This window comes from Caulobacter sp. GW821-FHT12A07, from assembly GCF_058807655.1.
The window spans coordinates 64,198-89,073 of sequence record NZ_JBXAQX010000001.1 but is presented as its reverse complement, the minus strand read 5'-3'; the positions used below and the strand labels follow the sequence as shown (position 1 = coordinate 89,073).

17 protein-coding genes, 1 tRNA gene and 1 pseudogene are annotated in these 24,876 nt (G+C 69.7%); 3 read left to right on the top strand and 16 right to left on the bottom strand.

Annotated elements, in window-relative coordinates; translation table 11 throughout:
* Nucleotides 1-18 precede the first annotated feature (18 nt).
* Entirely contained in the window at nt 19-1,017 is a 999-nt protein-coding gene (locus AC1RRS_RS00385) for an NAD-dependent epimerase/dehydratase family protein (protein ID WP_110132634.1), read from the bottom strand.
* Nucleotides 1,018-1,293: 276 nt separating this feature from the next.
* Between AC1RRS_RS00385 and AC1RRS_RS00380 the strand changes: the two genes are divergently transcribed.
* Nucleotides 1,294-2,325: an acyltransferase family protein gene (locus AC1RRS_RS00380; RefSeq protein ID WP_110132633.1), complete on the top strand. Its 1,032-nt coding sequence runs from the start codon at nt 1,294-1,296 to the stop codon at nt 2,323-2,325.
* Between the two features lie 75 nt (nt 2,326-2,400).
* Here AC1RRS_RS00380 and AC1RRS_RS00375 read toward each other — a convergent pair.
* The 5 genes and pseudogenes from AC1RRS_RS00375 to AC1RRS_RS00355 all read right to left on the bottom strand — a co-directional run.
* Nucleotides 2,401-2,474: transfer RNA gene (locus AC1RRS_RS00375), tRNA-Cys, on the bottom strand.
* Between the two features lie 132 nt (nt 2,475-2,606).
* Nucleotides 2,607-3,794, bottom strand: coding sequence for an MFS transporter (locus AC1RRS_RS00370; protein WP_492853475.1), 1,188 nt, complete (start codon nt 3,792-3,794; stop codon nt 2,607-2,609).
* A complete protein-coding gene (locus tag AC1RRS_RS00365) occupies nt 3,791-6,040 on the bottom strand; it encodes a TonB-dependent receptor (RefSeq protein WP_492853474.1) in 2,250 nt (749 codons plus the stop codon). The genes AC1RRS_RS00370 and AC1RRS_RS00365 overlap by 4 nt, the downstream gene beginning before the upstream one ends.
* Before the next feature lie 83 nt (nt 6,041-6,123).
* Nucleotides 6,124-6,603 carry a phosphatase PAP2 family protein gene (locus AC1RRS_RS00360; protein WP_492853991.1) on the bottom strand — a complete coding sequence of 160 codons (480 nt, stop codon included), beginning with the start codon at nt 6,601-6,603 and terminating at the stop codon, nt 6,124-6,126.
* 198 nt (nt 6,604-6,801) lie between these two features.
* A pseudogene (locus AC1RRS_RS00355) lies at nt 6,802-7,866 on the bottom strand (phosphatidylinositol-specific phospholipase C1-like protein); the annotation flags it as partial.
* 245 nt (nt 7,867-8,111) lie between these two features.
* Between AC1RRS_RS00355 and AC1RRS_RS00350 the strand changes: the two are divergent.
* Nucleotides 8,112-10,865: a TonB-dependent receptor gene (locus AC1RRS_RS00350; protein WP_492853473.1), complete on the top strand. Its 2,754-nt coding sequence runs from the start codon at nt 8,112-8,114 to the stop codon at nt 10,863-10,865.
* Nucleotides 10,866-10,946: 81 nt separating this feature from the next.
* Here AC1RRS_RS00350 and AC1RRS_RS00345 read toward each other — a convergent pair whose 3' ends face one another.
* The 10 genes from AC1RRS_RS00345 to AC1RRS_RS00300 form a co-directional block, all read right to left on the bottom strand.
* Nucleotides 10,947-12,305, bottom strand: coding sequence for a DUF1501 domain-containing protein (locus AC1RRS_RS00345; protein ID WP_492853472.1), 1,359 nt, complete (start codon nt 12,303-12,305; stop codon nt 10,947-10,949).
* A 3-nt stretch (nt 12,306-12,308) separates the two neighbouring features.
* On the bottom strand, nt 12,309-14,021 hold the full coding sequence (locus tag AC1RRS_RS00340; RefSeq protein ID WP_492853471.1) for a DUF1800 domain-containing protein: 1,713 nt from the start codon (nt 14,019-14,021) through the stop codon (nt 12,309-12,311).
* A 73-nt stretch (nt 14,022-14,094) separates the two neighbouring features.
* On the bottom strand, nt 14,095-15,075 hold the full coding sequence (gene virB11, locus AC1RRS_RS00335; RefSeq protein WP_492853470.1) for a P-type DNA transfer ATPase VirB11: 981 nt from the start codon (nt 15,073-15,075) through the stop codon (nt 14,095-14,097).
* Nucleotides 15,072-16,190 carry a TrbI/VirB10 family protein gene (locus tag AC1RRS_RS00330; protein WP_492853469.1) on the bottom strand — a complete coding sequence of 373 codons (1,119 nt, stop codon included), beginning with the start codon at nt 16,188-16,190 and terminating at the stop codon, nt 15,072-15,074. Before AC1RRS_RS00330 ends, virB11 begins: the two co-directional genes overlap by 4 nt.
* Nucleotides 16,187-16,972: a TrbG/VirB9 family P-type conjugative transfer protein gene (locus AC1RRS_RS00325; RefSeq protein ID WP_492853468.1), complete on the bottom strand. Its 786-nt coding sequence runs from the start codon at nt 16,970-16,972 to the stop codon at nt 16,187-16,189. The genes AC1RRS_RS00330 and AC1RRS_RS00325 overlap by 4 nt, the downstream gene beginning before the upstream one ends.
* 29 nt (nt 16,973-17,001) lie before the next feature.
* On the bottom strand, nt 17,002-18,210 hold the full coding sequence (locus tag AC1RRS_RS00320) for a TrbL/VirB6 family protein (protein WP_492853467.1): 1,209 nt from the start codon (nt 18,208-18,210) through the stop codon (nt 17,002-17,004).
* Nucleotides 18,207-20,588: a VirB4 family type IV secretion/conjugal transfer ATPase gene (locus tag AC1RRS_RS00315; protein WP_492853466.1), complete on the bottom strand. Its 2,382-nt coding sequence runs from the start codon at nt 20,586-20,588 to the stop codon at nt 18,207-18,209. Before AC1RRS_RS00315 ends, AC1RRS_RS00320 begins: the two co-directional genes overlap by 4 nt.
* Nucleotides 20,567-20,854: a VirB3 family type IV secretion system protein gene (locus AC1RRS_RS00310; RefSeq protein ID WP_110121867.1), complete on the bottom strand. Its 288-nt coding sequence runs from the start codon at nt 20,852-20,854 to the stop codon at nt 20,567-20,569. Before AC1RRS_RS00310 ends, AC1RRS_RS00315 begins: the two co-directional genes overlap by 22 nt.
* Nucleotides 20,855-20,860: 6 nt before the next feature.
* The gene (locus AC1RRS_RS00305; protein ID WP_492853464.1) at nt 20,861-21,178 is read right to left on the bottom strand and encodes a TrbC/VirB2 family protein; all 318 of its coding nucleotides are present in this window, start codon (nt 21,176-21,178) and stop codon (nt 20,861-20,863) included.
* Nucleotides 21,179-21,192: 14 nt separating this feature from the next.
* Complete coding sequence (locus AC1RRS_RS00300; RefSeq protein WP_492853463.1) at nt 21,193-21,819, bottom strand: lytic transglycosylase domain-containing protein; 627 nt, start codon at nt 21,817-21,819, stop codon at nt 21,193-21,195.
* 385 nt (nt 21,820-22,204) lie between these two features.
* Here AC1RRS_RS00300 and AC1RRS_RS00295 point away from each other — a divergent pair, with 385 nt between their 5' ends.
* On the top strand, nt 22,205-24,685 hold the full coding sequence (locus tag AC1RRS_RS00295; RefSeq protein WP_492853462.1) for a TonB-dependent receptor: 2,481 nt from the start codon (nt 22,205-22,207) through the stop codon (nt 24,683-24,685).
* Nucleotides 24,686-24,876: the final 191 nt, after the last annotated feature.

Sequence of the window (24,876 nt, the reverse complement as noted above, 5' to 3'; positions counted from 1 at the left end):
CTGCGGCTGCAGGCCGGGTCAGACGAAGGTCTGGCCCGTGGCGGCGGCCCAACGGTCGACGCCGCGCGAGAAGCCGTTCTCGGGGAACAGCTTGTTGTCCACCGCCCAGCCCGGGAAGACGTGGGTGGAGCGGACCAGCTTGGTCACGCGGTCGGGGTGGATGCCGATGCCGACGCCGTTGAGGGTCGACAGACCCTTGGCCGCCGCCATCACCACGCCCTGCGGCACGTCGATGAGCTTGGCCTTCGGGAAGTAGCGTTCCTGCAGGGTGGTGACGATGTTCTCGAGCGTCGGGCACTCGGGATAGCTGCCGTTCAGCGTGATCAGGGGCTGGCCCTGGCCGCCGGCCGTCAGCACCAGGTCGAGCAGGTCCTCGACATAGATGCACGACTTGACGGTGTCGCGCCGGCCCGGAAACACGAACACGCCCTTCTTCAGCAGCCCCGCCATGCGGGCGAAGTTGCCGCCCTCGCCGGCGCCGAACACCACGGCCGGGCGCACGACCACCAGCGAGCGGCCCGTGCCCTGGCCCAGCCAGGCGCGATGGATCTTCTCGGCCATCAGCTTGGACTTGCCGTAGGCCGAGACGGGATCGGGCGCGCTGGTCTCGGTCTTGCGCTCCTCGGAGGGGCCGTAGATCGAGATCGAGCTGGTGAAGGTGATGTGCTTGACGCCGTCACGCTCGGCCAGGCGCACCACTTCCAGGGCGCCGTTGACGTTGGTGTCGTAATATTCGTGGTCGGGGTGGCCCGGCGTGGTGTGCACGGCCGCCAGGTTGAAGATCTCGTCGATCTTCGGAAGCTCGGCCGCGCCTAGATCGCGCACGTCGCCGACGACGTAGGTGACGCCCGGCAGGGTCTCGCGCTGGGGTTTGAGGTCCAGGCCGATCACCTCGGCGCCGGCGGCCGCCAGGCGGCGCGTCAGGTGCGTGCCGATGAAGCCGGACGAACCGGTGACGAGCACGCGACGGCCAGCCATCCGTCCCAGATCGATCTGGTCAGTCACATTGTCGGTCATGTCGATGTCTCGATACGCTCGGGGAGGAGCTTTCGCACTGGGCCCTAATTAGCCTATCTCGCGCGAATGGGGCGACTAGAAATCACCCTCGCGCCAGGACTTTTTCTGGAATTGCTGAGCTTTTGTGCGCTTCTGGGAAGAGCAATCGGCCTGTTAAGGCTGCGCTATTCTGCGCCTTGCTGTGGAAAAGCGCGCCGCGTGGCGAAAAATTTTCCGATTTACGTATAAAGCCGTCGCAATTGCGCCTAACGGTGAGGGCTCATGCCCTGCCGTTGAATGTGTGTGTGGTGGCCCATGTCGAATACGGTCGAGAATCGCCTCCAGCATCTTGATGGCTGGCGAGGACTCGCGATCTTGAGCGTGCTGGTCGGTCATTTCGTGACCACCAAGTGGCTCAATCTCGGACGCTTCGGCGTCGAATTGTTCTTCGTGCTCAGCGGCCGGCTGATGGCCGAGATCCTGTTCGTCAAGCAGGTCCCGCTGGCCAGCTTCTTCCCGCGCCGCATCTCGCGCGTCTATCCGGCGCTGCTGGTGTTCTGCACGATCATGTTCCTGGCCGCGCCGTTGCTGAACGGGCAGGGGCCGGACCTGAAGCAGTATCTGAGCGCCATCACCTTCACCGCCAACTACGCCCAGGGCCTGGTCGGCCGCAGCCCGGCGCTCGACCACATCTGGTCGCTGTGCGTCGAGGAGCACATGTACGTTCTGCTGGGTCTGGTGGCCCTGTGGAGCCGCAGCCGCGACGGCGAGGTCCCGGTGGCGACGATCTGCTTCGGCCTGGCGCTGGCGGCGATGGTCAACGGCCTGCTGCAGACCCTGGCCGGCGGCGGCTACAACGAGGTCTACTGGCGCAGCGACGTGCGCGGCGCCTCGATCCTGCTGGCGGCGGCCTTCTACCTGAAGCTTCGCGAGGAGCCGACGGGCCTGCTGGCCTCGCCCTGGGCGGCGCTGGTGCTCGGCGCCCTGGGCCTGGTCTTCAGCTTCGACAAGGTTCCCGACCCGGTGAAGTACAGCCTGGGCACCGCCTGCGTGGCGCTGAGCCTCTGCCTCGCGCACCGCTTGCCCGCCGTGCTGCTGAACCTCCTGCAGCACCCGATCCTGATCCGGACGGGCCTCTATTCCTATTCGCTCTATCTGTGGCAGCAGCCGTTCTACAAGGCCGGCCACAACGCGGTCAGCAAGCTGGCCCTGCTGCCGATCGCCATCGTCGTGGCCCTGGTCAGCTTCTATCTGATCGAGCAGCCCGCGCGCCGCTTCCTCAACGGCCTGCTGGAGCGCCGCCTCAAGCCCGCGCCGGCTGCCGGCTGACATGGTCCGCGCGGCGGCGTGAGAGCGCCGTCGCGCGGGCGACCCGCGGCGAGGTTTTCGAAGAAGTGAAGAGGGTGGAGGCCCGGCCCGGAATCGAACCGGGGTGCACGGATTTGCAGTCCGCTGCGTCACCACTCCGCCACCGGGCCACCGGGTCGACACAAGCTGCGTCGGCGAAGAGGGCGGATGGCTATCAGACGGCGGCCGCGCTCGCAATGGCCAACTTCGCTTCGTCCCCAGCGATCACTTCCGGCGTGGCGGTTTGAGCGCGAGGCCAACGCTCAGCGGGGTTCCTTGGCTCGTGTCAGGTGCAGGCCGGCGATCAGGGCCAGGGTGACGAGCGCCAGGCCGCCGGCCAGCCAGACGGCCGGCCGCACGTCATGTTCGCCGACGATCAGGGCGGCCAGCAGCGGTCCGGTCGCGCAACCCAGCAGGCTGGCGCCGGGACCCAGCAGGGCGGCGCGCCGGCTGGGGTCGGCCTCGATCGCCAGGGGCGTCAGGAACGGCGAGGCGAACAGCCAGGCGAAGCCGAACAGGCCCGAGGCGGCCAGGAAGGCCGGGGCCGGCGGCAGGGCGGCGAACACCAGCAGGCAGGCCGCCGCCGCGATCACGCCCACGGCCAGCGACACGAACCACGACACCCGTCCCGCTAGGGCCGTCGCCGCCAAGCCGCCGGCCACCTGGGCGGCCAGCGAGATCGAGAAGGCCAGGCCCGCCACCTTCGGCGCGTGTCCGGCCTGGCGCGACAGCGGCTCGGCGTAGATCCACAGGGCGAGGATGAAGGCCTGGAAGCAGAACACCGCCAGCAGGGCGACCCAGCCGCGCGGGCTGGGCAGGCCTCCCTTCAAGGCGTTCGGGGGGGCGTCATCGGCCTGGGGCAGGGCGGTCCAGGCGCGCGGGGCCAGGAAGCCCGCCGCCACGGCCGATACAGCCAGGCCCGTCAGCACGACGAAGCCGCCGTCCGGCCCGAAGCGGTCGATGACCAGGGCGCTCAAGGTCGCCACCACGGCCAGCTGGATCAGGGTCTGGACGGTCAGGTAGATCCCCGACCAGCGGTCCGGGCGCGGCGAGCGCACGATCATGCCGGTCACCACCCAGATCAGCGCCCCGGCCGGCAGGCCCGCCAGGGCGCGGACCAGCACCAGCAGCCCGCCGTCCACCTGCGTCGAGGCCAGGTTCAGCGCCGCCAGGAAACAGCCGCAGGCGATCGCCGCCGGCCTCAGGCGTCTGGCGCCAAAGGCCGGGCCGAGCAGCGCCGCCCCAACTCCCATGGCCGCCAGCTCGGCCATGCCGGCCAGGCCGATCTCCATGGCGCTGAGGCGTCCGGCCGCCTCCAGCCCGCCCAGCAGCAGCGGCCCGACGCCGGGAAACAGCACGCCGACGACGCCGATCCACAGCACCGCCAGCCGTTCGCTCAGGCTCGGCGCCGGACCTATCCAGTTGGCGGTCTCCACGGCCTCGCCGCTCAATAGCGGGCCCGCAGATAGACGCCGTAGGTGCGCGGCGGTCCCATGCTGAAGGCGTCGAAGCCCAGGCCCTCGATGGCGGTGATGTCGAGGATGTTGGTCTCGTCGAACAGGTTCTTGCCCCAGACGCCCAGCTCGTAGCGGCCGCCGTCCAGCTTCCAGCCGACCTGGCCGTTGACGAAGGTGCGGGCCTCGTCGCTCAGCCGCTCGGTGTTGGCGGTGTCGAAAAAGACCTTGGAGCGGTGGGTGAAGTCCAGCTGGCCGGTGAAGTCGCCGATCGGCAGCGGATGCTCGTAGCGGACGGCGCCGTTGAAGCTGAGCTTCGGGGCCGAGGGCAGGCGGTTGCCCGAATAGTCCTGGTCCACCGAATGGAAGTCGCGGTACTCGGCGCTCAGCAGCGCAGCGCCCAGGGTCAGCGACAGGCCCCGCGCCGGCCGGGCCTCGACCTCGGCCTCGGCGCCGTAGACCCGGGCGGCCGAGGCGTTGGTGAAGTACTGCACGGTCAGCAGGCCGCGCTGGATGGTCGTGTAGACCTGCAGGTCCTTGTAATCATAGTAGAACGCGGCCGCGTTCAGGCGCAGGCGGCGGTCGAGGAACTCGCTCTTGGCCCCCACCTCGAAGGCGTCGACGGTCTCGTCGGAATAGGGCTCGAGGTCGGCCTCGTCGGCGGTCTGGCCGGTGAAGAAGCCGCCGCTCTTGTAGCCGCGATTGTAGGTCGCATAGAGGTTGGCGTCATCGGTCAGGGCGTAGCGCAGGCCCAGCCGCCCCGACAGCGACTTGAAGCTCTTGTCGCCGTCGTGGACGAACAGGGTGACGAGCCCGTAGTCGACATCGCTGACGTAGTGGATGCTCTTGTCGTCGACCGAGTAGCGCAGGCCGCCGGTGAAGGTCAGGCGCTCGGTCAGGTCGTAGTCGAACTGTCCGAACACCGCCCAACTGCGCGACTTCAGGGTCAGGGGCCAGCCGAACACGCCGATGCTGGCGGCCGGATCCATGCCGGTCGGGTTGTCGGGCGTCGGATTGCGCAGGTCGGCCAGCACGTCGTAGTGGCTGTCGTTGGAAAGGTCGTCCTTGGCCCAGTAGAGGCCGGTCACCCAGCGCAACGGACCCTCGCCGTTCGACTGCAGGCGGAACTCCTGGCTGGCGGTTTCCTGCAGGGCGATGTAGCGGGCGCTGATCACCTGCAGCGGGTTGGCGTCGGTGTCTTCCCAGTCGTCGCGGGCGGCGCGCTGGTAGCTGGTGATCGAATAGAGCGTCATGTCGCCCAGATCGTAGGAGACGCTGGCGGTCGCGCCGAACAGCTTGACGATGTCCTTGCCCTCGAACCGGTAGTCGCCCTCGTAGAGGTTCCCGCTGGTGTTGGCGTAGCCCAGGGCGTTGGTGCACTGGCCCGAGGTGTAGAAGCCGGCCTTGCAGAAGCCGTCGGCGCCGGTCGCTTCGGCCGTCTGGGGCAGGATCGAGCGGTTGTAGGTCCAGATCGAGCCGCCGCGCGACTGGTTCAGGCTCAGCGACAGGTCGGCGGTCAGCTTGTCGTCGGGCTTCCAGCGCAGGGCCGCGCGCAGCGCCCAGCGGTTGGCGTCGTTGCCCTTGTTCCCGGTCAGCCGGTTGGTCGTGTAGCCGTCGTTCTTGTCGTAGAGGCCGCTGATCCGGAAGAAGAGCGTGTCGTCGATGATCGGCCCGCCGAACCCGCCCTGGGCGTTGACGGCGTTGAACCGGCCGTACTCGACGGCGATGTCGCCGCCCGGGCTGTTCGACGGCTTCTTGGTGACGATGTTGATCGCCCCGCCGGTGGTGTTGCGGCCATAGAGCGTGCCCTGCGGCCCGCGCAGCACCTCGACCTGCTCCAGGTCGTAGAAGCCGGCCAGCTGGGCGAGCGGGGAGGCGATGTAGACCCCGTCGACATAGACGCCGACGGCGCTGGCCGTGCCCGGGTTGAAGTCGTTGACGCCGATGCCGCGAATGAACATCCGCGGATTGGCGGCGTTGTCGTCGGTCTTGATCTGCAGGCCCGGCGCCATGCCCGACAGGGCCAGCACGTCGCTGACCCTCTGGTCCTGCAGCTGCTTGCCGGTCATGGCGGTCACCGAGACCGGCACGTCCTGCAGGTTCTCGGCCCGTTTCTGAGCCGTGACGACGATCTCGTCGAGTGCGACCGGCGCGGCTTCACTTGCCGTCTGGGCCCTGGAAGAGGTCGCGACCGCCATCAAGGCGACAGTCGCGACCCCGGCGAACACTTGCAGCTTGCGCACTACAACCCCCCGCATGTCCGTACGAGGAGGATGCTAGCTATAACTATCGTTTTGGCAAGCGCCGTTCGACGAGTCGGGTTCGGCTATTTGTTTCCTGCCTTCGCCAGGGCGGCCGACACCTCGGCGCGGGCCATGTCGATGTCGAAGCGGAAGGCGGCCGAGCGATGCTCGGCGGCGTAGATCACGGCCCCCGCCTGCAAGCCGGCCTCGGTGGCGCTGACCGTGTGCGAGCCGCAGATCCAGCGGCTCTCGGCATATTCCCGGCCGCGCGCGTAGAGGGCGTCGGCGCGCGAGGGGGCGACCTCGGCCAGGATCATCGCCACGTGCTCGCCATGGGCCGAGTGGCCGGACGGATAGTCGGGATTGCCGGCCAGGTGGTCGGTCTTCGCTTCGCAGACGGGCGCCGTGTCCTTGCCGATATAGGGGCGCTTGGTTCCCCAGAAGGTCTTGGCGGTTCCCACCACGGAGCGGTCGTCGCCGGCCCGTTCGAGCAGGGCGGCCAGGATCGGCGCTTCCTGCGGCGTCAGGCGCACGCCCAAGGCGTCGGCGAAATGGTCGAACATCGAGCCCTTGACGTCGGCGGTCGCCAGCGCCCAGCGGGGGGTGTCCTTCAGCGATCGGCTGGCGTCGAAGATCGCGGCGTCAGAGATAGCGCGGGGCGAGCCCTGGGCCGGCGGAGCGGCCAGCACCTTGGTCAGGTCGGGGCGTTGGGCCGGGGCGAGATAGCCGGTGGCCGAGGCGCCCGCCGTCAGTTCCAGCGCGCCGTCGCATCCCTTGGGCGCGCGGACGGGATTGCAGGCCGCCGCCTCGCCGCCGGGCAGGCGGGCGGTGTAGTTCCAGGGCAGGCGCGGGTCGGCCCACAGATAGTCGGTCGAGACGTACTGGGCGCCGCTGGTCAGGGCGGCCGTGCGCTGGGCGATGTCGCCGTTGCGGGCGGCCCAGGTGTCGGCGTCGGCGCGGGTGCGGACGATGAAGCCGGCCTTCACGGCCGCGGCGATGCGGTCCTTCTGGGCGATGGGGTCGTTCAGCGTCAGATAGGCGGCGGCCGGCGAGGCCTCGTCGGTGTTGACGAACATCGCCCGGCCTTCCAGCGAGGCGCGCTTGCCGCGATAGATCGCCACCTTCTCGGGACCCTCGTCGAGGGCGAAGAACACCTTGCCGCGCGCGGCCTCCAGCGTCGGCCAGCCGCCGGCCAGCACCGCCTCGCGCAGGGTCGGCTTCTTGCCGCGCACCAGGTCGGGGTCGATCAGGCGGTCGGGGCCGAACACGCTGCGGATTTCGGCGTCCAGCGCGTCGAAGGCCTTTTCGTCGAAGGGCAGGGGCGTGACGCCGCCCGGGATGGAGGCCGCGCCTTCCTTGGCGTTGAGCATGATCAGGATCGGCGCGTGGTCGCGATGGGCGTCCGACCAGGCGCGCACCTGCGACAGGCACTCCACGAAGGTCACGCACGAGCTGCGGAAGTCGATGTCGGGCATGTGCAGGGTCTTGAAGCCGGGCTTGGCCAGGGCTTCGGCGACGCGGGGCGGCAGCACCGTTCCCCGGCCCAGCGCCGTCAGCGGCTTGGCGTAGAGGCCGCCGGCCGGGTCATTGACGACGTCGATCTCCAGCTGCCGGGCGCCGGCGTCCAGCTGTTCGGCCAGGGGGCGGTGGGCGTAGTCGATGGCCAGCACCGGCTGGCCGCGCGCGGCGACCATGGCCGCCAGCTCGTCGGCGGGGATGGCCTGCTTGTAGGAATTGTGGGTGCCGACGGCCGTCAGATCGTTCATCCGCAGCGGGGCGTCGCTCGCCGCCGCCGCCATCGCCATCACCGCCACCAAGCCGAACATGGGCCGCACTCCACCAGAACAAGCGGCCTCTCTAGCGGCGCCGCATGACGGTTCGACGTCAGTGTCGCCGCTCTGATTTGCGACCGACACGCAATAAAATCGTGGATAGTCGGCCGCCAAACGCTCGCTTCATACGCTCGTTATCGAACTCGTAACACACCGTCACAATTTCGCCCTAACCGCCCCGCCATCGCGCCGTGGCCCGCTCTCTGGAGGCTTCCGGCGATCCAGTTGCAGGGGGTCTCATGTCCACCACTAAGAAGGCGCTGTCGCTTGGCGCCGCTTCGGCCGTCCTGGCCTTCGCCATGCTGACGGCCCAGGCCCACGCCGCCGAGGTCGCGGCCGACACGCCGATCGCCACCGCGCCGGCCGACGACGCCAGCGAAGTCGACGCCATCGTCGTCCAGGGCTTCCGCAAGTCGCTGGGCGTGGCCCGCCAGATGAAGCGCGACAGCAGCATCGTCGCCGACGTCATCGTCGCCGAGGACATGGCCAAGTTCCCCGACCTCAACCTCGCCGAGTCGCTGCAGCGCCTGCCGGGCGTGGCCATCAACCGCGAAGCCGGCGAAGGCCGTCGCGTGTCTCTGCGCGGCCTGGGTCCCGACTACACCCGCGTGCAGCTGAACGGCATGGAAGTGCTGGGCAACGTCGACTCGCCGATGGACAGCCGCGGCCAGACCTCGCGCGACCGGGCCTTCGACTTCAACATCTTCGCCTCGGAGCTGTTCTCGAAGATCGACGTGCGCAAGTCGTTCTCGGCCGAGCAGGACGAGGGCGGCATGGCCGGCACCGTCGGCCTCTACACCGCCAAGCCGTTCGCCTATGACGGCCGCAAGATGGCGCTGTCGCTGCAGGGCGGCACCAACAGCGCCACCGAAGACTTCCAGCCGCGCGTCGCGGGCATGTTCAGCCAGAACTTCGACGACAAGTTCGGCGTGCTGGTCTCGGTGGCCTACTCCAAGCGCCAGGTCGAGGAGCAGGGCTACAACACCTACGGCGCGGGCCAGCAGAAGGCCAACGCCGCCAACGTCGTCAATCTCAGCGCCGCCGACGCGCTGAAGGCCACCAACGGCGAGCTGATCTTCCAGCGCGGCAACCGCCTGTCGGTCTGGGGCGCCGACAACGAGCGCCTGGGCGTGACCACCGCGCTGCAATGGCGTCCGGTCGAGACCGTGACCCTCACGCTCGACGGCCTGTACGGCAAGTTCTCCAACGACCGCAGCGAGAACCACCTGGCCACCCGCGCCAGCGTCGGCTCGACCATCCTGGGCGCGGCCACGCCGCACTCGGGCGTGACGACCGCCGCCCCGGTGCTGCGCTCGATCCAGTACGACCAGTACAACACGATCATCTACGCCGACGTCGCCAACACGGTGTTCGCCACCGAGACCCGTCGCCAGGAGACCGAGAACACCTTCAAGCAGCTGGTCCTGACCGGCGAGTGGGAGGTTTCCGACAAGCTGAAGTTCGACGGCCACATCGGCCAGGAGACCTCGGACTACGACATCCCGATCTCGGACAAGTTCTACACCGAGGCCTTCGGCGACCTGATCACCGACTACCGCGGCAAGACGGCCAAGAACATCTACGGCTGGGACACCACCGACCCCAACAACTACCGCGCCCACGAGATCGACTTCTCGGCCACCTACCAGACGACGAAGCTGAAGAACGCCGAGTTCAACGGCTCCTACCAGTTCGACGACGTGTTCACCCTGAAGGGCGGCGTGTCGTTCCGCGGCTTCGAGAACTCGGGCTACACCCAGACCAACGACGACGTGAACAAGACGGCCTGGGAAAAGGGCACGCTCGATGACCACGTCAACAGCTACTACAAGATCTTCCGCGAGCACGACGACCAGTCCTGGCTGATCGTCGACTGGAACAAGGCCCTGGCGGCCTACAACATCACCCGCACCCTTGGCGCGCCCAAGTCGATCTACGCGGTGCAGGAAGACACCAACGCCGGCTACCTGCAGCTGGACTGGAAGACCGAGCTGGCCGGCATGCCGCTGCGCGGCAACGTCGGCGCCCGCGCCTACGACACCGAGTTGACCTCGACCGGCGTCATGGCCGTGCGCGGCGTCAACACCCCGACCACCGTCAAGAAGAGCTATTCAGGCGTCCTGCCGGCCTTCAACGCCGTGCTCGAGGTCACCGACCAGTTCCAGATCCGCGCCGCCGCGGCCCAGAACATCAACCGTCCGTCCCTGGCCGCCTACGCCATGAACGGCTCGATCAGCGTCGACGGCTCGACGGTGACGGTGTCGAGCGGCAACCCGAACCTCGACCCCTACACCTCGGACGAGTTCGACCTGTCGGCCGAATGGTACTTCGGCAGCATCGGCATGCTGACCGCCGGCGTCTTCCACAAGAAGATCGACAATCTGGTCAGCAGCACGACGTCCAACGCCCTCTATTCCGACACGGGCCTGGCCGAAGGCCTGGTGACGGGCGTTACGGCTTCGACCCCGGTGATCTACACCCGCTCGGTCAACAACGCCTCGGCCACGCTGAGCGGCCTGGAACTGAGCGCCCAGAGCGACTTCTTCTTCCTGCCCGGTCCGCTCAAGAACCTGGGCATGGTCGCCAACCTGACGCTGATCGACTCCGAGACCACCAACAAGATCAGCGGCAAGGAGTTCAAGGGCCAGATCTACGGCCTGTCGGACGTCAACACCAACATCACGCTCTACTACGAGACCACGAAGTGGGGCGCGCGGGTGTCGTCGAACTACCGCTCGGACTACACGATCGACAGCGGCGGCTTCGAGGCCACCACCTATGTCGACGCGGCGGCCTTCTACCAGGTCAGCCCGCGCATCCGCCTGACGCTGGACGGGGTCAACCTGACCGACGAGCGCGAGGCGCAGTACAACAGCTTCTACGTCTACAACTCGACCACCGGCGTGAACGTGACCCAGCCGGGCGCCCACCGCCTGTGGAACCACACCAAGAGCGGCCGGACCGTCTTCTTCGGCGCCAACATCCAGTTCTAAGACTTAAGGTCAGAACTGAAAGAGAAACGCCCCGGAGCCGAAAGGCCCCGGGGCGTCGTCGTTTCCGGCTCTGGCCGAGCTCTAGCCGAACAGGGGCACGGGACCGCGCCCGCCGCCGTTCCAGGTCGCCCAGTTGGGGAAGACATAGGGCAGGTCGGTCGCCGACACGCCGTACCACTGGGCGATGGCCCCGACATATTCCTCGACCGCGATGGTCGGGATCCAGCGGCCGTCGTTATAGGCGTCGTCGGGCCCGCCGAAGGCGGTGTCCGGATAGGCGCCGTGCACCTTGCGCGAGGCCAGGCCCGCGCCGAGCACCAGGTGGTTGGAGCCCCAGGCGTGGTCGGTGCCGGCGCTGGCGTTGGCTTTGAACACCCGCCCGAAGTCCGACATCGTGAAGGCGGTGACGTTGTTGGCCAGGCCCAGCGCCTTCATGGCGTTGTAGAAGCCGGCCAGGGCCATGGCGAGATCGGCGTACAGCGAGGCGTGAACGGCGACCTCGTTGGTGTGGGTATCGTAGCCGCCCTGGCTGACGAAGAAGGTCTGCTTGGCGTGGCCCAGGGTGTTGCGGGCCTCGATCATCCGCGCCGCCCGCAGCAGCTGGCGGGAGATCTCGCTGGTCAGGGCCGCGCCGGTGGTCGGGTTCTTGAAGTACTGGTCCACCACCGAGGTGGTCGAGCTGATGATCGTGTTGGCCGTCGCCGCCTGGGCGTAGGCCGACGACATGCCCCGGCCGGTCAGGTCGGTCACCGCGCCGAACGCCGAGGCGTCCGAGAAGGTGTTCAGCGCCGCCTGACGGGCCACGACGGCCGCGTCGGTGCTGGCGGCGTTGTAGCCGGTGCGGGTGATGCCGCCGCTCGACGGCAGGATCAGCGGCGACTTGCGGCTGCCCAGCAGGGCCAGCTGCGAGCCGGCGATCGAGACCAGCGGCGGCAGCTCGGCCGCGTCGGCGCGGTCGAGGATGCGGCCCATGTAGCCGTCGAGGTTTTTCTCCCGCGTGCGCATGCCCTGCCACTGGTTCTGCTGGTCCTCGTGGGACATCAGGTTCAGCGGCCGCAGGTCCGGACGGGTCTGGTAGAGGCTCTTGGTCAGCGGCTGGAACAGGGTGCCGGTGTTGAGCACGACGCTCAGCGCGCCTTCGTCCCAGGCGGTCTTCAGCGGAGCCATGGCGGCGTTGAGGCCGAAGGCCGTGCCGGTCAGCGGGACCAGGCTGTCCTGCTTCAGGGCGATCGCGCCGCGCTGACTGGCGTAGGCGGCGTAGCGGCCGTCGGTGGGCACGACCATGTTCCAGGCGTCGTTGCCGCCGAACAGGAACACCCCGACCATCGCGCGATAGCTGGAGGTGTCGGCGATGGCGGCCGAGATGCCGATCTGGGTCAGGGCGGCGGTGGCGGAGGCGCCGGCGAGCAGCCGGCCGAAGTCACGTCGGGAAAGGGTCATGGCTCAGCGGTCGACTTGGAATTGCGGGGACGAGGCGACGATGTAGAGGGCGACCTGCGCCCGCTTGCGCGCCTGGACGGCGGGGTCGGTGTTCTTGACGGCGGCCATGGCCGACGACAGCGCGGCGCGCTGGGCCGAGGTCATGGTGCCGTTCAGGAACACGAGGTCGATGCGGTCGAGCATCCTGGCCTCGTCGGCGGCCAGGGCCTCCCACTCGGTCCACGGCAGTTCGACGGCGGTCGAGCCGGTGATGGTCGACTGGACCTTGAACTCGGTGCGCGTGGCCTCGCCGGCCATGGTCCAGTCCCAGGCCAGGTTGTGGCGGGCGATCATGGTCGAGGTGGTCATCAGCTTGCTGACCGGGCTGGCCTCGCCCGAGCCCAGCGGCAGGGGGAAGTCGTAAGGGTAGAAGTTGAACACCGAGGTGGCGCGGAAGGGCATCTGGCCCAGGGCGTTGTCGCGGTAATAGAAGGCGTAGCCGTCCGACTTCAGGCCCATGCCGCGCGCCAGGCCCGTCAGGAACAGCACCGGCTCCTTGACCTTGCCCGGGGTGGCGGCCGAGCCGCGCGCCTCGGTGTCGGTCAGGATCGCCTTGATCACCGCCTTCATGTCGCCGCGCACGCCCGCGCCGTTGTCTGCGAAGGCCGCGGCCACCCGGCCCACATAGGCCGGCGACGGGTTGGCCAGCACCAGCTGCTGGATCAGCCGCTTGCTGATGAAGGGGGCGGTGTTGGGGTGGTTGAAGACGGTGTCGACCACCGTGTCGACATTGGCCTGCGGCGTGGCGTCGGCCGCGATGGTGGCGCCCAGGAAGGTCTTGGACTTGGTGTCGAACCGGGCCGTGTTGACGATCATCGGCTTGGAGTAGTCGAGCTTCGTGCCGTCGCTGATCGCCGCGCCGTCGAGGCGGGCGTAGGTCCAGCCTGTCAGGGCCCGGGCCACTTCCTTGACCTCGGCGTTGCTGTAGGTGGCGATCACCGCCCCGTCGGCGCCGGTCTTGGTGGTGCCGTCGGCGTTCAGCAGCACCGTGCCCACCGAGAACAGCTGCATCAGCTCGCGGGCGTAGTTCTCGTTGGGGGCCGACTTGTTGCTGTCGACCATGTCGAGGAAGTTGCCCATGAACGGGTTCAGGGTGACCTCGCGCAGGATGTCCTTGTAGTTGCCGAACGCGTTGCTCAGCAGGATCTGGTTGAAGGTCGCCAGGCCCGCGGTGGTGTGCACCTCCAGGTCCGACGCCACGACGATCTGCGACAGGGCGAAGGCCACGCGCTGGCGCAGCTGGTCGTCCTTGCCCACGGCGTTGGAATAGAACCGCATCGACATCGGCAGGGCGCCGAAGTTGTCGCGGTTGCAGTTGTTGAGGTCGGTCCCGGTCAGGCCCTGGGCCGAGCAGAAGGTGGTCGCCACCGGCTTGGCGGCGATGTCGGCGTAGGTGCTGCCGCTCAGGGCGAACTGCTGGTCGATCCAGGCCGAGGCGCTCTTGGCCGCCACGATCTGGTCGATCAGGGCCGGGGTCGGGCCGAAGGTGGCCTGCTTGGCCAGGCGCGCGGCCTCGGCCGCCGAGATCACCACCGGCGCGGGCGGGGTGGTCGGCGTCGTGCCGCCGCTGCTCTGGGGCGTCGACGACGAGCCGCCGCCTCCACCGCCGCCGCCGCAGGCCGAGAGCACGAGGGCGAGGCCTGCCCCCGCCGTGGAGGCCAGAAGTTTCATACGCATTGCACAAAGGTCCCCGATCACGCCCGTGGCGCGGGCGCGTTGAAACTGGAAAGAGGTTGAGTGGAAGCGGCCGCTATCGGTCGATGAAGACGATCTCCCGGACGGCGCGGACGCCGTCCTGGCGATGGAGCTGGACGAAGACGTCGACGACGCGTTCGACATGGTCGATCACGTCCTGGCGTCGCAGGTTGGCGCCGGCCTGGAGGGCCATCAGCGCCAGCTGTTCGATGGCCCCGCGCGGGTCGTCGGCGTGGACCGTGGTCATCGAGCCGGGGTGGCCGCTGGAGACGGCGCGCAGGAAGCTGAAGGCCTCCGCGCCGCGCAGCTCGCCCAGGATGATGCGGTCCGGCCGCAGGCGCAGCGAGGCTTGCAGCAGGTCCTCGGTCCCGACCCGGGCCTGGCCCTGGTCGCCCTTGGCGGCCACCAGGCCGACGGCGTTGGCGTGGACGAGGCGGATCTCCGGCGCGTCCTCGATCAGGACGAGGCGCTGGTCGCGCGGCACTTCCTTCAGCAGGGCGTTGAGGAAGGTTGTCTTGCCGGTCGAGGTGCCGCCGCTGACCACGATGTTTTTGCCCGCGCGCACGGCGGCCGACAGGAAGCCGCGCACGTCGCCCGCGTCGAGCAGGGCGCGCAGGGCCGCGTCGGGCCTGGTCAGGGGCGCGGTGGCGCGGTCGAAGGCGCCGGCCGCGGCGTAGTCGTCGAGCGACAGGTCCGAGACCACGTGCTTGCGGATGGCCATGACGATCCCGCCGCGCGTCGCGGGCGGGGCCACCACCTGCACCCGCGCGCCGTCGGGCAGCACGGCCGACAGCAGGGGGTGCTCGCGGCTGACGCCTTGGTGAACCAGGGCGGCCACCTGGCGCGCCAGGCGCCAGAGGTTGGTCTCGTCCAGCTCGGGGGCCGCGACCTTGGCGACCGCGCCGCCCAGCCGCTCGACCCACAGCTCGCCGGGACCGTTGACGTAGAGGTCGGTCACCTCCGGATCGGCCAGCCACGGCGCCAGCGGCGCGAGGTAGGCTTCCAGATAGACCCCCATGGGCGCCTGGTGGGTCATCGGCCTGCGACGCCGGCGCTGGCCCCGCGCACGCTCGAGAAGTCGAGGTCACGGGCGACGAAGATCGTCACCGGCGCGCCCTGCGGCGTCTTGATGGTGGGCGAGGTCTGGGTCGTCTTGGCGCTGTTGGCCAGGTTGGCGGCCTCCGACACCGAGCCGATGTAGATCTGCGAATTGGCGCGCGTGTTGCTGACGGCGGCCACGCCGGCGCTGAGCACCGAGGTCAGGATCGAGCCGCCGAAGCGGGTGAAGAAGTGGCGATCGACCTTGCCGGCCAGTCCGCCGCGACCCAGCGGATCGGCGGCCGGCGAGCCGATCTGGATCGACACGCCGTCGGGACGGATCACCCGGGTCCAGATCACGAAGACGCGCGAGGCGCCCATGGCCACGCCCGACTTGTACTGGCCGATCACCCGGCTGCCGCGCGGGATCAGGACGGCCTTGCCGTCGAAGCTCTTGACGTCGCGGGTGACCATGGCGCGGGCCAGGCCCGGCAGGTCGGAATTGATCGCCGTCTCCATGACCGCCGGGATCACCGCGCCCTGCGGCACGATGGCGTCCAGGTCCTGCATGGCCGAGGCCTTGACGGGCGCGGAGTCGTCCAGGCCCTCGACGCTGGGGCCGGCCTCGGGCTTGTCGCCGGCCGGGCGGCCGGGGCCCGCGACGGGGCCGCCGCCGAGATCGACCACCAGGGCCGGCGCGCGGCGGCGCGCGTTGTCGTCGCCGGCCGGCGTGACGATCGCGGGCGGCGGTGGCGGGGGGATGAACTCGTTGGGCATCATCGTCGGCTCGCCGGCCGGGACGCTGTTGTCGACGGTGAACTGCGGGGCGGGCACGGCCGCGGGCGGGGCCTCCACCCGGGCGACCTGCATCGCGGCGGGCGCGGCGGCGGGAGCGGCCGCCGCCGGCGGGGCGACGGGCTGGCGCTGGTGGGCGTCGGCGCGATGGCTCGACAGCCAGACGAAGACCGCGATCCCGAACACGCCGAAGCCGGCGAGGATGGCGATGTTCGAGACGCCGCCGCCGCTGCCGACCACGGGGCGGGCGTTGGCGTCGGCCCGGGCGAGGTCGTCCTGGACCTCGGGCGTCTGGCGCGGATCGATGTCCTGGGTCATCGGGCCTTCCCCGCGCTCGGCGCGGTCCAGCCGCTGTTGACGATGGTGGCGCTGGCCTTGGCGCTGCGCAGGACGAAGCGGGGGGCCAACTGGTCGACGACCAGGTAGCCGTCCTTGACCACGGCGTTGGCCAGGCCCTCGACGCCGTCGGCGCCGATCACGAAAATCGCCGGCAGGTCGGCCTGCTGGGGCCAGGCGAGATAGGTCGCGCGGCCGTCGTCGAACACCTGGGACGGCGCCAGGGCCTGCGCGCCCTCGATGCGGTAGGCGGTGTTGCGGGTCGCCGGCGCGGCCGGCTGGGCGGGCGGCGCCTCGGGGGCGAGGGCCGGATAGCGGAACCGCACGACATAGGCCGCGTCGGAGCCGGCGGCGGCGGACGCCCCCACCGACAACTCGAACACATAGCGGCGACGGTCGGTGACCACGGTCATGTTGGTGGCCGGCGCGTTGTCGATCGGCTTGAGGAACAGCAGGGTGGCGCGTTTGTTGGGCGTGATCTGCCAGCCCAGGGCGTCGCCGATCGAGACGTTCTCGATGCGCTCGTCGGGGCCGAACTCCAGCATGGTCTGGAAGCCCATGAAGCCGGTCAGGCGGTGCACCTGGTCCGCGTCATAGGTCAGGGTGCGGATGCGCGGGTCGACCGGCTTGGCGGCCGGCGGCTGCACGACGGCGGGCGCGACGGTCGTGCCTGCGGTGGGGGCGGCCGTCTGGGCCAGGGCCGGCGCGGCCAGGGGCGCGACGAGGCCGCAGGCGATCGACAGGGCGAGAAGCGGGCGCTTCACGGGCGAAACTCCGGAACGGGAAAGCGGGGTCACTGGTCTCTCCGGGCGCCGGAGGCGGCGAGGCGGGGAGAGGCGGGGCGGCGGTAGCTGGCGCCGAGCGGGACGGCGGCGCCGGCGGTCGACGAAGCGGGCGTGGCCGACGTCGCGGGCGCAGAGCGGTCGGACACCACCGTCAGGCGGCGCGGTCCGATGGTCGCGCTCGAGGCCGAGGAGGCGGCGGCCGCCTGTTCCTCGCGTCGGGCCAGGGCGGTGGCCGCGGCGGCGACGTGGGCGGCGCGCGAGGGCGGCTCCAGCGGCGCGGCGGTCTGGCCGGCGCCGAGCGACGCAGGCGCGGCCTGGTCGCGGGACTGTTCGCGCGGCAGCCGCAGGCCGGCGGCCATGACCGAGACCGCGATGGCCCCGGCGACCAGCACCACGGCGAACACCAGGCTCAGCATCAGCACGGTCACGGCCGGGGTGATGTCGAGCTCGGCGAACTGCTGGGCGGTCTTCATCGCGCCCAGGGCCTTCAGCGACGGGGTCATCATCGCCAGTTCCAGCGCCAGGCCGACGGTGGCGATCATCGGCAGCAGGGCCAGGGCGATCATCGCCTTCAGCCAGCCCTCGACGAGGCCGCGGGTGGTTTCGAACAGCAGCAGGCCGGCGACCAGCGGGGCCAGGGCCAGCAGCAGCGACAGCACCACCTTGCAGGCCAGCACCGCGCCCAGGCTGGTCAGCAGCATGACGAGGCCGCCGACATTGGCCGCGAAGGCGGCGAAGCCGGGTCCGCCCTGCAGCGCGGAGTCGTGCGTCCCGGCGCGGGCGACGAAATATTGCGACGCCTGCTGCAGGACCTCGTAGGCCGATTGCAGGCGCACATAGGGATCGACGCGTCCGGCCTCGCCGCCGAGCTGGCCCAGCAGCAGGCCGCCCAGCTCGGCCGGCGCCCTGAACAGGGCGTCGTAGGCCAGGGTCTCCAGCAGCGCCCAGTTGGTGGCCAGGGCCACGACCAGGGCCATCTTGACCACGGCGATGGTGGCGTCGCCGATCCGCAAGGAGCCGCGTCCGAGGACGAGGCGGTAACCCATGAAGCCGACATAGACGGTCATCAGCACCGTCAGCAGCATCGAGACCGGCGAGCCGGGCGAGGCCAGGGCGGCGTAGCCGGCCTGGGCCAGGCCGTGCACCTGGCAGTCGACCGAGCCGATCAGGCCCTGCACCAGCGGGGCGTCGGCGGCGGGGCAAGCGACGGGAGTCATGCGGCGTCCCTCACCAGCTTGGCCATCCAGGCCTCGGGCGCGTCGCCCAGATGTTCGCGCAGGGCGTCGAGCCGGCGCACCGTGCTCTCGCGGCCCGACAGCACCGTCAGCAGTTCGGGCGAGCCGGCCAGGTTCAGGCGGGCCACGACGCTGTCGGTCCCGTGCTTGATCAGGAAGCAGCGGGCGGTGTCGGGCAGGCTGCGGACGAGCTCGAACTCGTGCTCGGTCAGGCCGAAGCCGTCGCAGTAGTCCCTCGCCTGGGCCTTGGGGTTGGCCATGAAAATCTGGGTGGCGGCCTGCTCGACGATGGCGCTGGCGATGCGGCTTTCCAGGGCGTCTTGCGCGCTCTGGGTGGCGAAGCCGACCAGGCCGTTGCGCTTGCGCAGGGTCTTTTCCCAGTCCTTGATCCGCGCGACGAAGACGTCGTCGTCCAGCGCCTTCCAGCCCTCGTCGACGACGATCAGGGTCGGGTGGCCGTCCAGGCGCTGCTCCACGCGGTGGAACAGGTACATCATGGCCGGGGTGCGCAGGGCCGGGTCGTCCAGCAGCTGGGTCATGTCGAAGCCCAGGGTGGCGGCCGACAGGTCCAGGCCGTCCTGGGCGTTGTCGAACAGCCAGGCGTGCTCGCCCGCGCCGTGCCAGGGCGCCAGCCGCGCGGCCAGGTCGGCGGCGTCCGGACGGCGCGAGCCCTTGAACAGCTCGGCGAAGAACCGCAGGCGGCGCAGCTTCGGCGCCTGGTCGTAGTTGGCGTCGACCGCGTCCTTGATGCGGGCCAGGTCGTCCGGCGTCAGGGTCTCGCCGGGCTGGCTGACGAGGCGTGCTACCCAGTCGGCGACGAAGCGGCGGTTGGCCGGCGTGTCTTCCAGGGCCAGAGGGTTGAAGCCCGTCGCCTGGCCCGGGCGCAGCACCTCGTAGCGGCCGCCGATGGCGCGCAGGAAGATCTCGGCCCCGCGGTCCTTGTCGAAGAAGACGGTGCGCGGCTTGTACTTCTGGGCCTGGGCCAGCAGGAAGTTCAGCACCACGGTCTTGCCCGAGCCCGACGGGCCGATGATCGTGAAGTTCCCCAGGTCGCCCTTGTGGAAGTTGAAGTGGTACGGGCCGGCCGAGGTGGTCTCCAGCAGCGTCACCGCCGGACCCCAGTGGTTGCCCAGGGCCTTGCCGACCGGGAAGTTGTGGCCGCTGGCGAAGCCGGCGAAGTTGGCGGTCGAGATCATCGCCCGGCGGGCGATGTCCTTGAAGTTGCCCGGGAACTGGGCCCAGAAGGCCGGCTCCAGATTGACGTCCTCGCGCACCGCGATCGCGCCCATCTCGGTGAAGGCCGACAGCACCTCGGCCGTGGACTGGTCCAGGCCCTCCAGGCTCTCGCCGCGCACCAGCACCGACAGGTGATGCTCGCCGAAGGCCGCCCGGCCGCTGACCACGTCGTCCTTGGCGCGGATCAGGTCGGCTTTCAGGCTGACGCCGTCGTCGTCGGCCGCGCGCATGCGGCGCAAGGCGAGGTTCATCTTGTCCAGCGTCGGCTGGCGGTCGACGAAGCCGAAGCTCTGCGTCACCACCATCTCGCAGGGCAGGCGCAGCAGGTCGTCCAGCATGCCGGGCGTGGTCTGGGCGGGGTAGTCCTTGACCGAGACGATCGAGGAAAAGCCGCGCGCCAGGGCGCCGGCCCGCGACAGTTCCAGCGTCTCGTGGCCGAAGCTGACCCGGCGATAGGGCAGGTACTCGCCGGCGTCGCCTTTCGGCGCCAGCACTGGGCGCATCTCGCCGTTATAGAGGCAGGACAGGAATTCCAGCGGCTCCGAGCAGGTCCCGTTCGAACCCTCGTACTGGCCCAGCACCCGCGCGCCGTAGGGCGCCAGGGCCGAGACCAGGCTGTCGCGGGCGGCGTCGAGTTCGCGGCGGTCCTGGGTCTTCTGGCCGGCGCTTTGCGCCGAGCCCTTGGCCAGGCGCAGGGCCTTGTCGATCAGTCCGCCCTGGCCTTGCAGCGGGCGGCGCACGATCGTCAGGAACAGGTCGTTGACATAGAGCTTGCGGCCGGCGAGGCGCTCGCTCCATTCGGCGTCCAGCCGAGTGCTGAAGGCGTCGGAGAATTCGCCTTCCGTGCCGACCTTGGCCTCGCGGCGGATGATGTGGTGGTAGACGGCGAAGCGCGAGCTGGCCAGGCCGCGCAGCATCACGTCGCGCACCGCCTTGCGGTAGTTCAGCGTCTCGCTGTCGGCCGTCTCGAACGGCAGGCCGGCCAGGTGGATCACCTGGAGCAACAGCCCGTCGCGGGTCTCGATCGTCCGCGCGTCCAGGTGGCGGGCGTAGGGCAGGCGCTTGCCGGCCGACGCTTCCTTGCCTGCTTTGGGCCTGGGATTCACGGTTGGTAGCTGTTGCATCGCCAGGCCCGGAAGTTGGGAACGCGGGGGCAGCGGCTGACCTTGGCCAGCCACAGGTCGAAGATGCGCGGTTCGCGCAGGCAGGCCGCGTAGCCGATCGCGTGGACCACCAGGGCCGCGAGCAACGCCCAGAACGACTTGGTGATCAGGAACAGCTCGGTCGTGACCACGCCGTTGACGACGAAGTAGCTGTAGGTCACGCCGGCGAACATCTGGGGCCGGGTGAGCGCCCCGAACACCACGTCGCGATCGAGGGGAGCGGCCATGCCGGCTTAGGCCCCCGCCGCCGAGCGGATGCCGCTGACGATGGTGGTGGCGCCGAACAGGATGAAGCAGCCCAGGATGACGGTCGCGCCGTAGCGCCAGTTCATCCGGCCCGTCAGCATCATGAAGCCGACGGCGGCCACGGCCATCACCGCCACGGCGGTGGCGACGTTGCCCATCAGCGTGCCCTGCAGCCACAGCACGCCCGACAGCACGGCCGACGAGCCTTGCGGGTCGGCCTGCGAAACCTGGGCATGGGCCTGGCTGGCGGCGGCGGCGAGAGCGGTCGCCAGGGCGGCGGCGCGGGCGTTCAAAAACTTACGCATGAATTGGGGGCGCATCAGTTTGGAGCTCCGAGGGCGGGAAGGGCGAGGGCGGGACCCATCACGGCCATGCGGCCGAGGATCGAGGCGACGTAGGCCTGGGTTTCGGCGTAGGGGGGCACGCCGCCGTGCTTGAGCACCGCGCCGGGGCCGGCGTTGTAGGCGGCCAGGGCCAGCTTCACGTCGCCGCCGAAGCGGTTGAGCATCTGGCGCAGGTACATCGCGCCGCCCTTGATGTTCTGGGTCATGTCCGACGGATCGACGCCGAGGTCGCGGGCGGTTGCCGGCATCAACTGCATCACGCCCATGGCGCCCTTGCGCGAGCGGGCGGCGGGACGGAAGCGGCTTTCGCGCCAGGCGACGGCCTCGACCAGCTTCGGATCCAGGGCGTAGTCGGCGGCGGCGGCGTGCAACTCGCGCCGCACGGCGTCGCTGGCCACGGTCTCGACGACGGCGACGGGCGGCGGCGCGGCCGCCTTGATCGCCTCGACCGTTTCGCCGTTGAAGACGGCCGGACCGTCGAAACGCGTGACCTGGCCTTCGTCGCCGATTTCCAGAACCTGGGCGGCGGCCGGGGCGGCGAGCAGGCAGCAGGTCGCGATGGCCGCCAAGCTCATGGCCTGGCGGGCGAGATCGAACGTCATCGACGCCCCCGAATAGCTATGGTTAAGCAATATGCTTAATGCATGTGTATAGGGCTCGCCCGACTCGCGTAATGCGGCAGGACAGCGCACAAGGTGGCCAGTTATCTGTGTCGTGAAGTCTACGTACGAAGTTATCGTGCGTTAACTGTCATTAATTACTTCGCGATTTTACTTATGCTGAAGCTTGCCGCATGCTTGTCGGTAATGGCTAAGCTTGACCGGCCGGCCAGGCGGAACTTCAGGCGCGCCCTGGGGCTCCACGGCGGACGGGCGACGATCCGGACGACGATCTAAAGCATCGCCGTGATTGTTTCCGCCCAGTGATGGTGCTGCACAACTTACGCCTTAGGAGCCCTGCTTCGCTCATCCTGGACGAAGAGGGACCATGGCCGTCGCACCGTTTGTCATTCTGGCCGCAGCCGCCCTGTCGACGGCCCCGGACGCGGCTCCAGCCCCGACGCCGACCGACGTCTCCGGCGTGGTGGTCGAGGCGACCAAGCGCGGCGAGGCCCGCGGCGGCCAGACGCCGCTGGTCGCCTACGACCCGATGCAGATCCAGGCCTTCGGCGCGGCCACGGTCGACGAGCTGATCGAGCTGCTCGAAGCCCAGACCACCAGCGCCCGCGGTGGCTCGCCGGTGTTCCTGATCAACGGCCGCCGCATTTCCGGATTCCAGGAACTGCGCGGCCTGCCGACCGAGGCCATCGAGCAGTTCCAGATCCTGCCCGAGCAGACCGCCCTGGCCTATGGCTACAGCGCCGACCAGCGGGTGGTGAACATCATCCTGCGCGAACGCTTCCGCTCGCTGTCCGAGCAGGTCGACGCCGAGCGGCCGCAGGGCGGCGGCCGCACGGTCGGCAGTTCACGCACCAACGCCCTGCGCATCCAGGGCGGCGCCCGCACCTCGCTGAGCCTGGACCTCAAGAACCAGTCGGCTCTCTATGAAGACGAGCGCGACATCGACCGCTCGGAAAGCGGCGGCGTCACCACCAACCGCACGCTCGCGCCGCGCCTGCGCCAGGCCCAGCTGTCGGGCGTGGTCAAGCGCGACCTGACCGACAAGGTCGGTCTGACCCTCAGCGGCGGCCTCAAGTCGGTGGACCAGGTCAGCCGCCTGGGCCTGCCGGAGGTCGCCGACGACGTCTATGTCGACCGGCCCGACACGCTGCAGAAGCGCACCAAGACCACGACCGCCGATCTGGGCGCCCTGGTCGACGGCTTCGTCGGCTCCTGGGCCACGACCGGCAGCCTGGCCTATCAGCGGGTGGAGACCAATTCGGTCACCGGCCGGGGGCTGGACACGACGGCGCTGGATGCGGCGATCGACGCCGGGACGGTCGATCTTTCCGGCGACCTCGACGCCTACCTCTCGGTGCTGGATCCGACCCGCGCCGCTTCGGTGGCCCAGAGCGTGACGGGCGAGGTGGTGACCAACGGCTCGCTGCTGCGGCTGCCGGCCGGCGCCGTGCGCCTGTCGCTGAAGGTCGGCGGCGATCACTCAAGCCTCGACAGCGAAAGCCTGGTCGAAGGCGTCTCCACCAGCCGCGAGGTGTCGCGCGACCAGGGCTCGGTCCAGGCCAGCTTCGACCTGCCGCTGCTCGCGGCGGGGGAGGGCGCGGGCAAAAGGCTCGGCGCGGTCTCGGCCAACCTCAATCTCGCCGCCGCGCAGGTGTCGGACTTCGGGACCCTGCGCACGCTTGGCGCCGGCCTCAACTGGACGCCGGTCGAGAAACTGGTCTTCACCGGCGACTACACCACCAAGACCACGGCCCCGACCCTGTCGCAGCTGAACGATCCGACGCAGACCACGCCCAACGTGGCGGTGTTCGACTACGCCACCGGCCAGACGGTGTCGGTGACCCAGACCAGCGGCGGCAACGCCGACCTGGAGGCGCCCGAAAGCCGCATCCTGCACTTCGGCGTCAACTGGACCCCGACCTCCAGGCACGCCCTGCAGATGAACCTGAACTGGACCCGCACCGAGGTGCTGGACGGGATCAGCAGCTTCTCCAGCGTCACCGCCGGCCTGGAGGAGGCCCTGCCCGAGCGCTTCACCCGATCCGCCGACGGAACCCTGCTGAGCATCGACGCCCGGCCGATCAACGTCGCTCGCGAAGTGAAGGAAGAGGCCGCCTGGGGCTTCACCTTCTCGCGCGCCTTCGGCAAGCCGATGCAGTTCCCGCCGCGCCAGGGCTTTGGTCCGCCGGACGGCGGTCCCCCCGATGGCGGCCCGCCGCCGGGAGAAGGGGGCGGTCCGCCTCCGGGCGAGGGCGGCGGTCCTCCGCCTGGCATGGGCGGTCCGGGCGGTGGTCCCCCGGGCGGGGGTCCTGGCGGCCCTCCGGGCGGCGGCGGGCGGCGTCCGGCCGTGATGATGCGGCCCGGCCAGGGCCTGATCAACATCTCGCTGACCCATACCTGGCGGCTGAAGGACGAGGTGACGATCCGCGACGGCTCGTCGGTGCTCGACCTGCTGAACGGGGATTCCATCTCTGGCTCCGGCGGCGAGTCCGAGCACGAGGTCAAGCTGCAGGTCGGGGCCTCGCGCCGCGGCGTCGGCGGCTTCGTCAACGCCAAGTGGGAGTCCGGCACGGTCACGAAGGGCAATGGCCTGACGCCCGACTACAAGTTCGGCGACCTGGCGACCGTGAACCTGCGGCTGTTCGCCGACCTCTCGCAGCGCCGCGAGTGGGTGCAGAAATATCCGTGGCTGCGGGGTACGCGGGTGACGGCCGAGGTCACCAACCTGTTCGACGCCCGCACCAAGGTGACCAGCAGCGACGGGACCCTGCCGCTGACCTACCAGCCCGACTATCTCGATCCGTTGGGCCGGGTGTTCCGCATCGGCTTCCGCAAGATCGTGTTCTGACCTGAAGGGGAGGGGCGGCCCGGCGGGCCGCTCCCGATCCGGCGGGCGATTCCGGCCGGCTAAACGACGCGCTTCCAGCTTCGGCGGACGGTTTCGGCCGTCCGGACGCGACTTCGCGCGCGCGAACGATCACGCCGTCTGGCGTTGGGAAAGCTTTGCGATTTCAGGGGTGTGGTGGGGACCCAGACTTC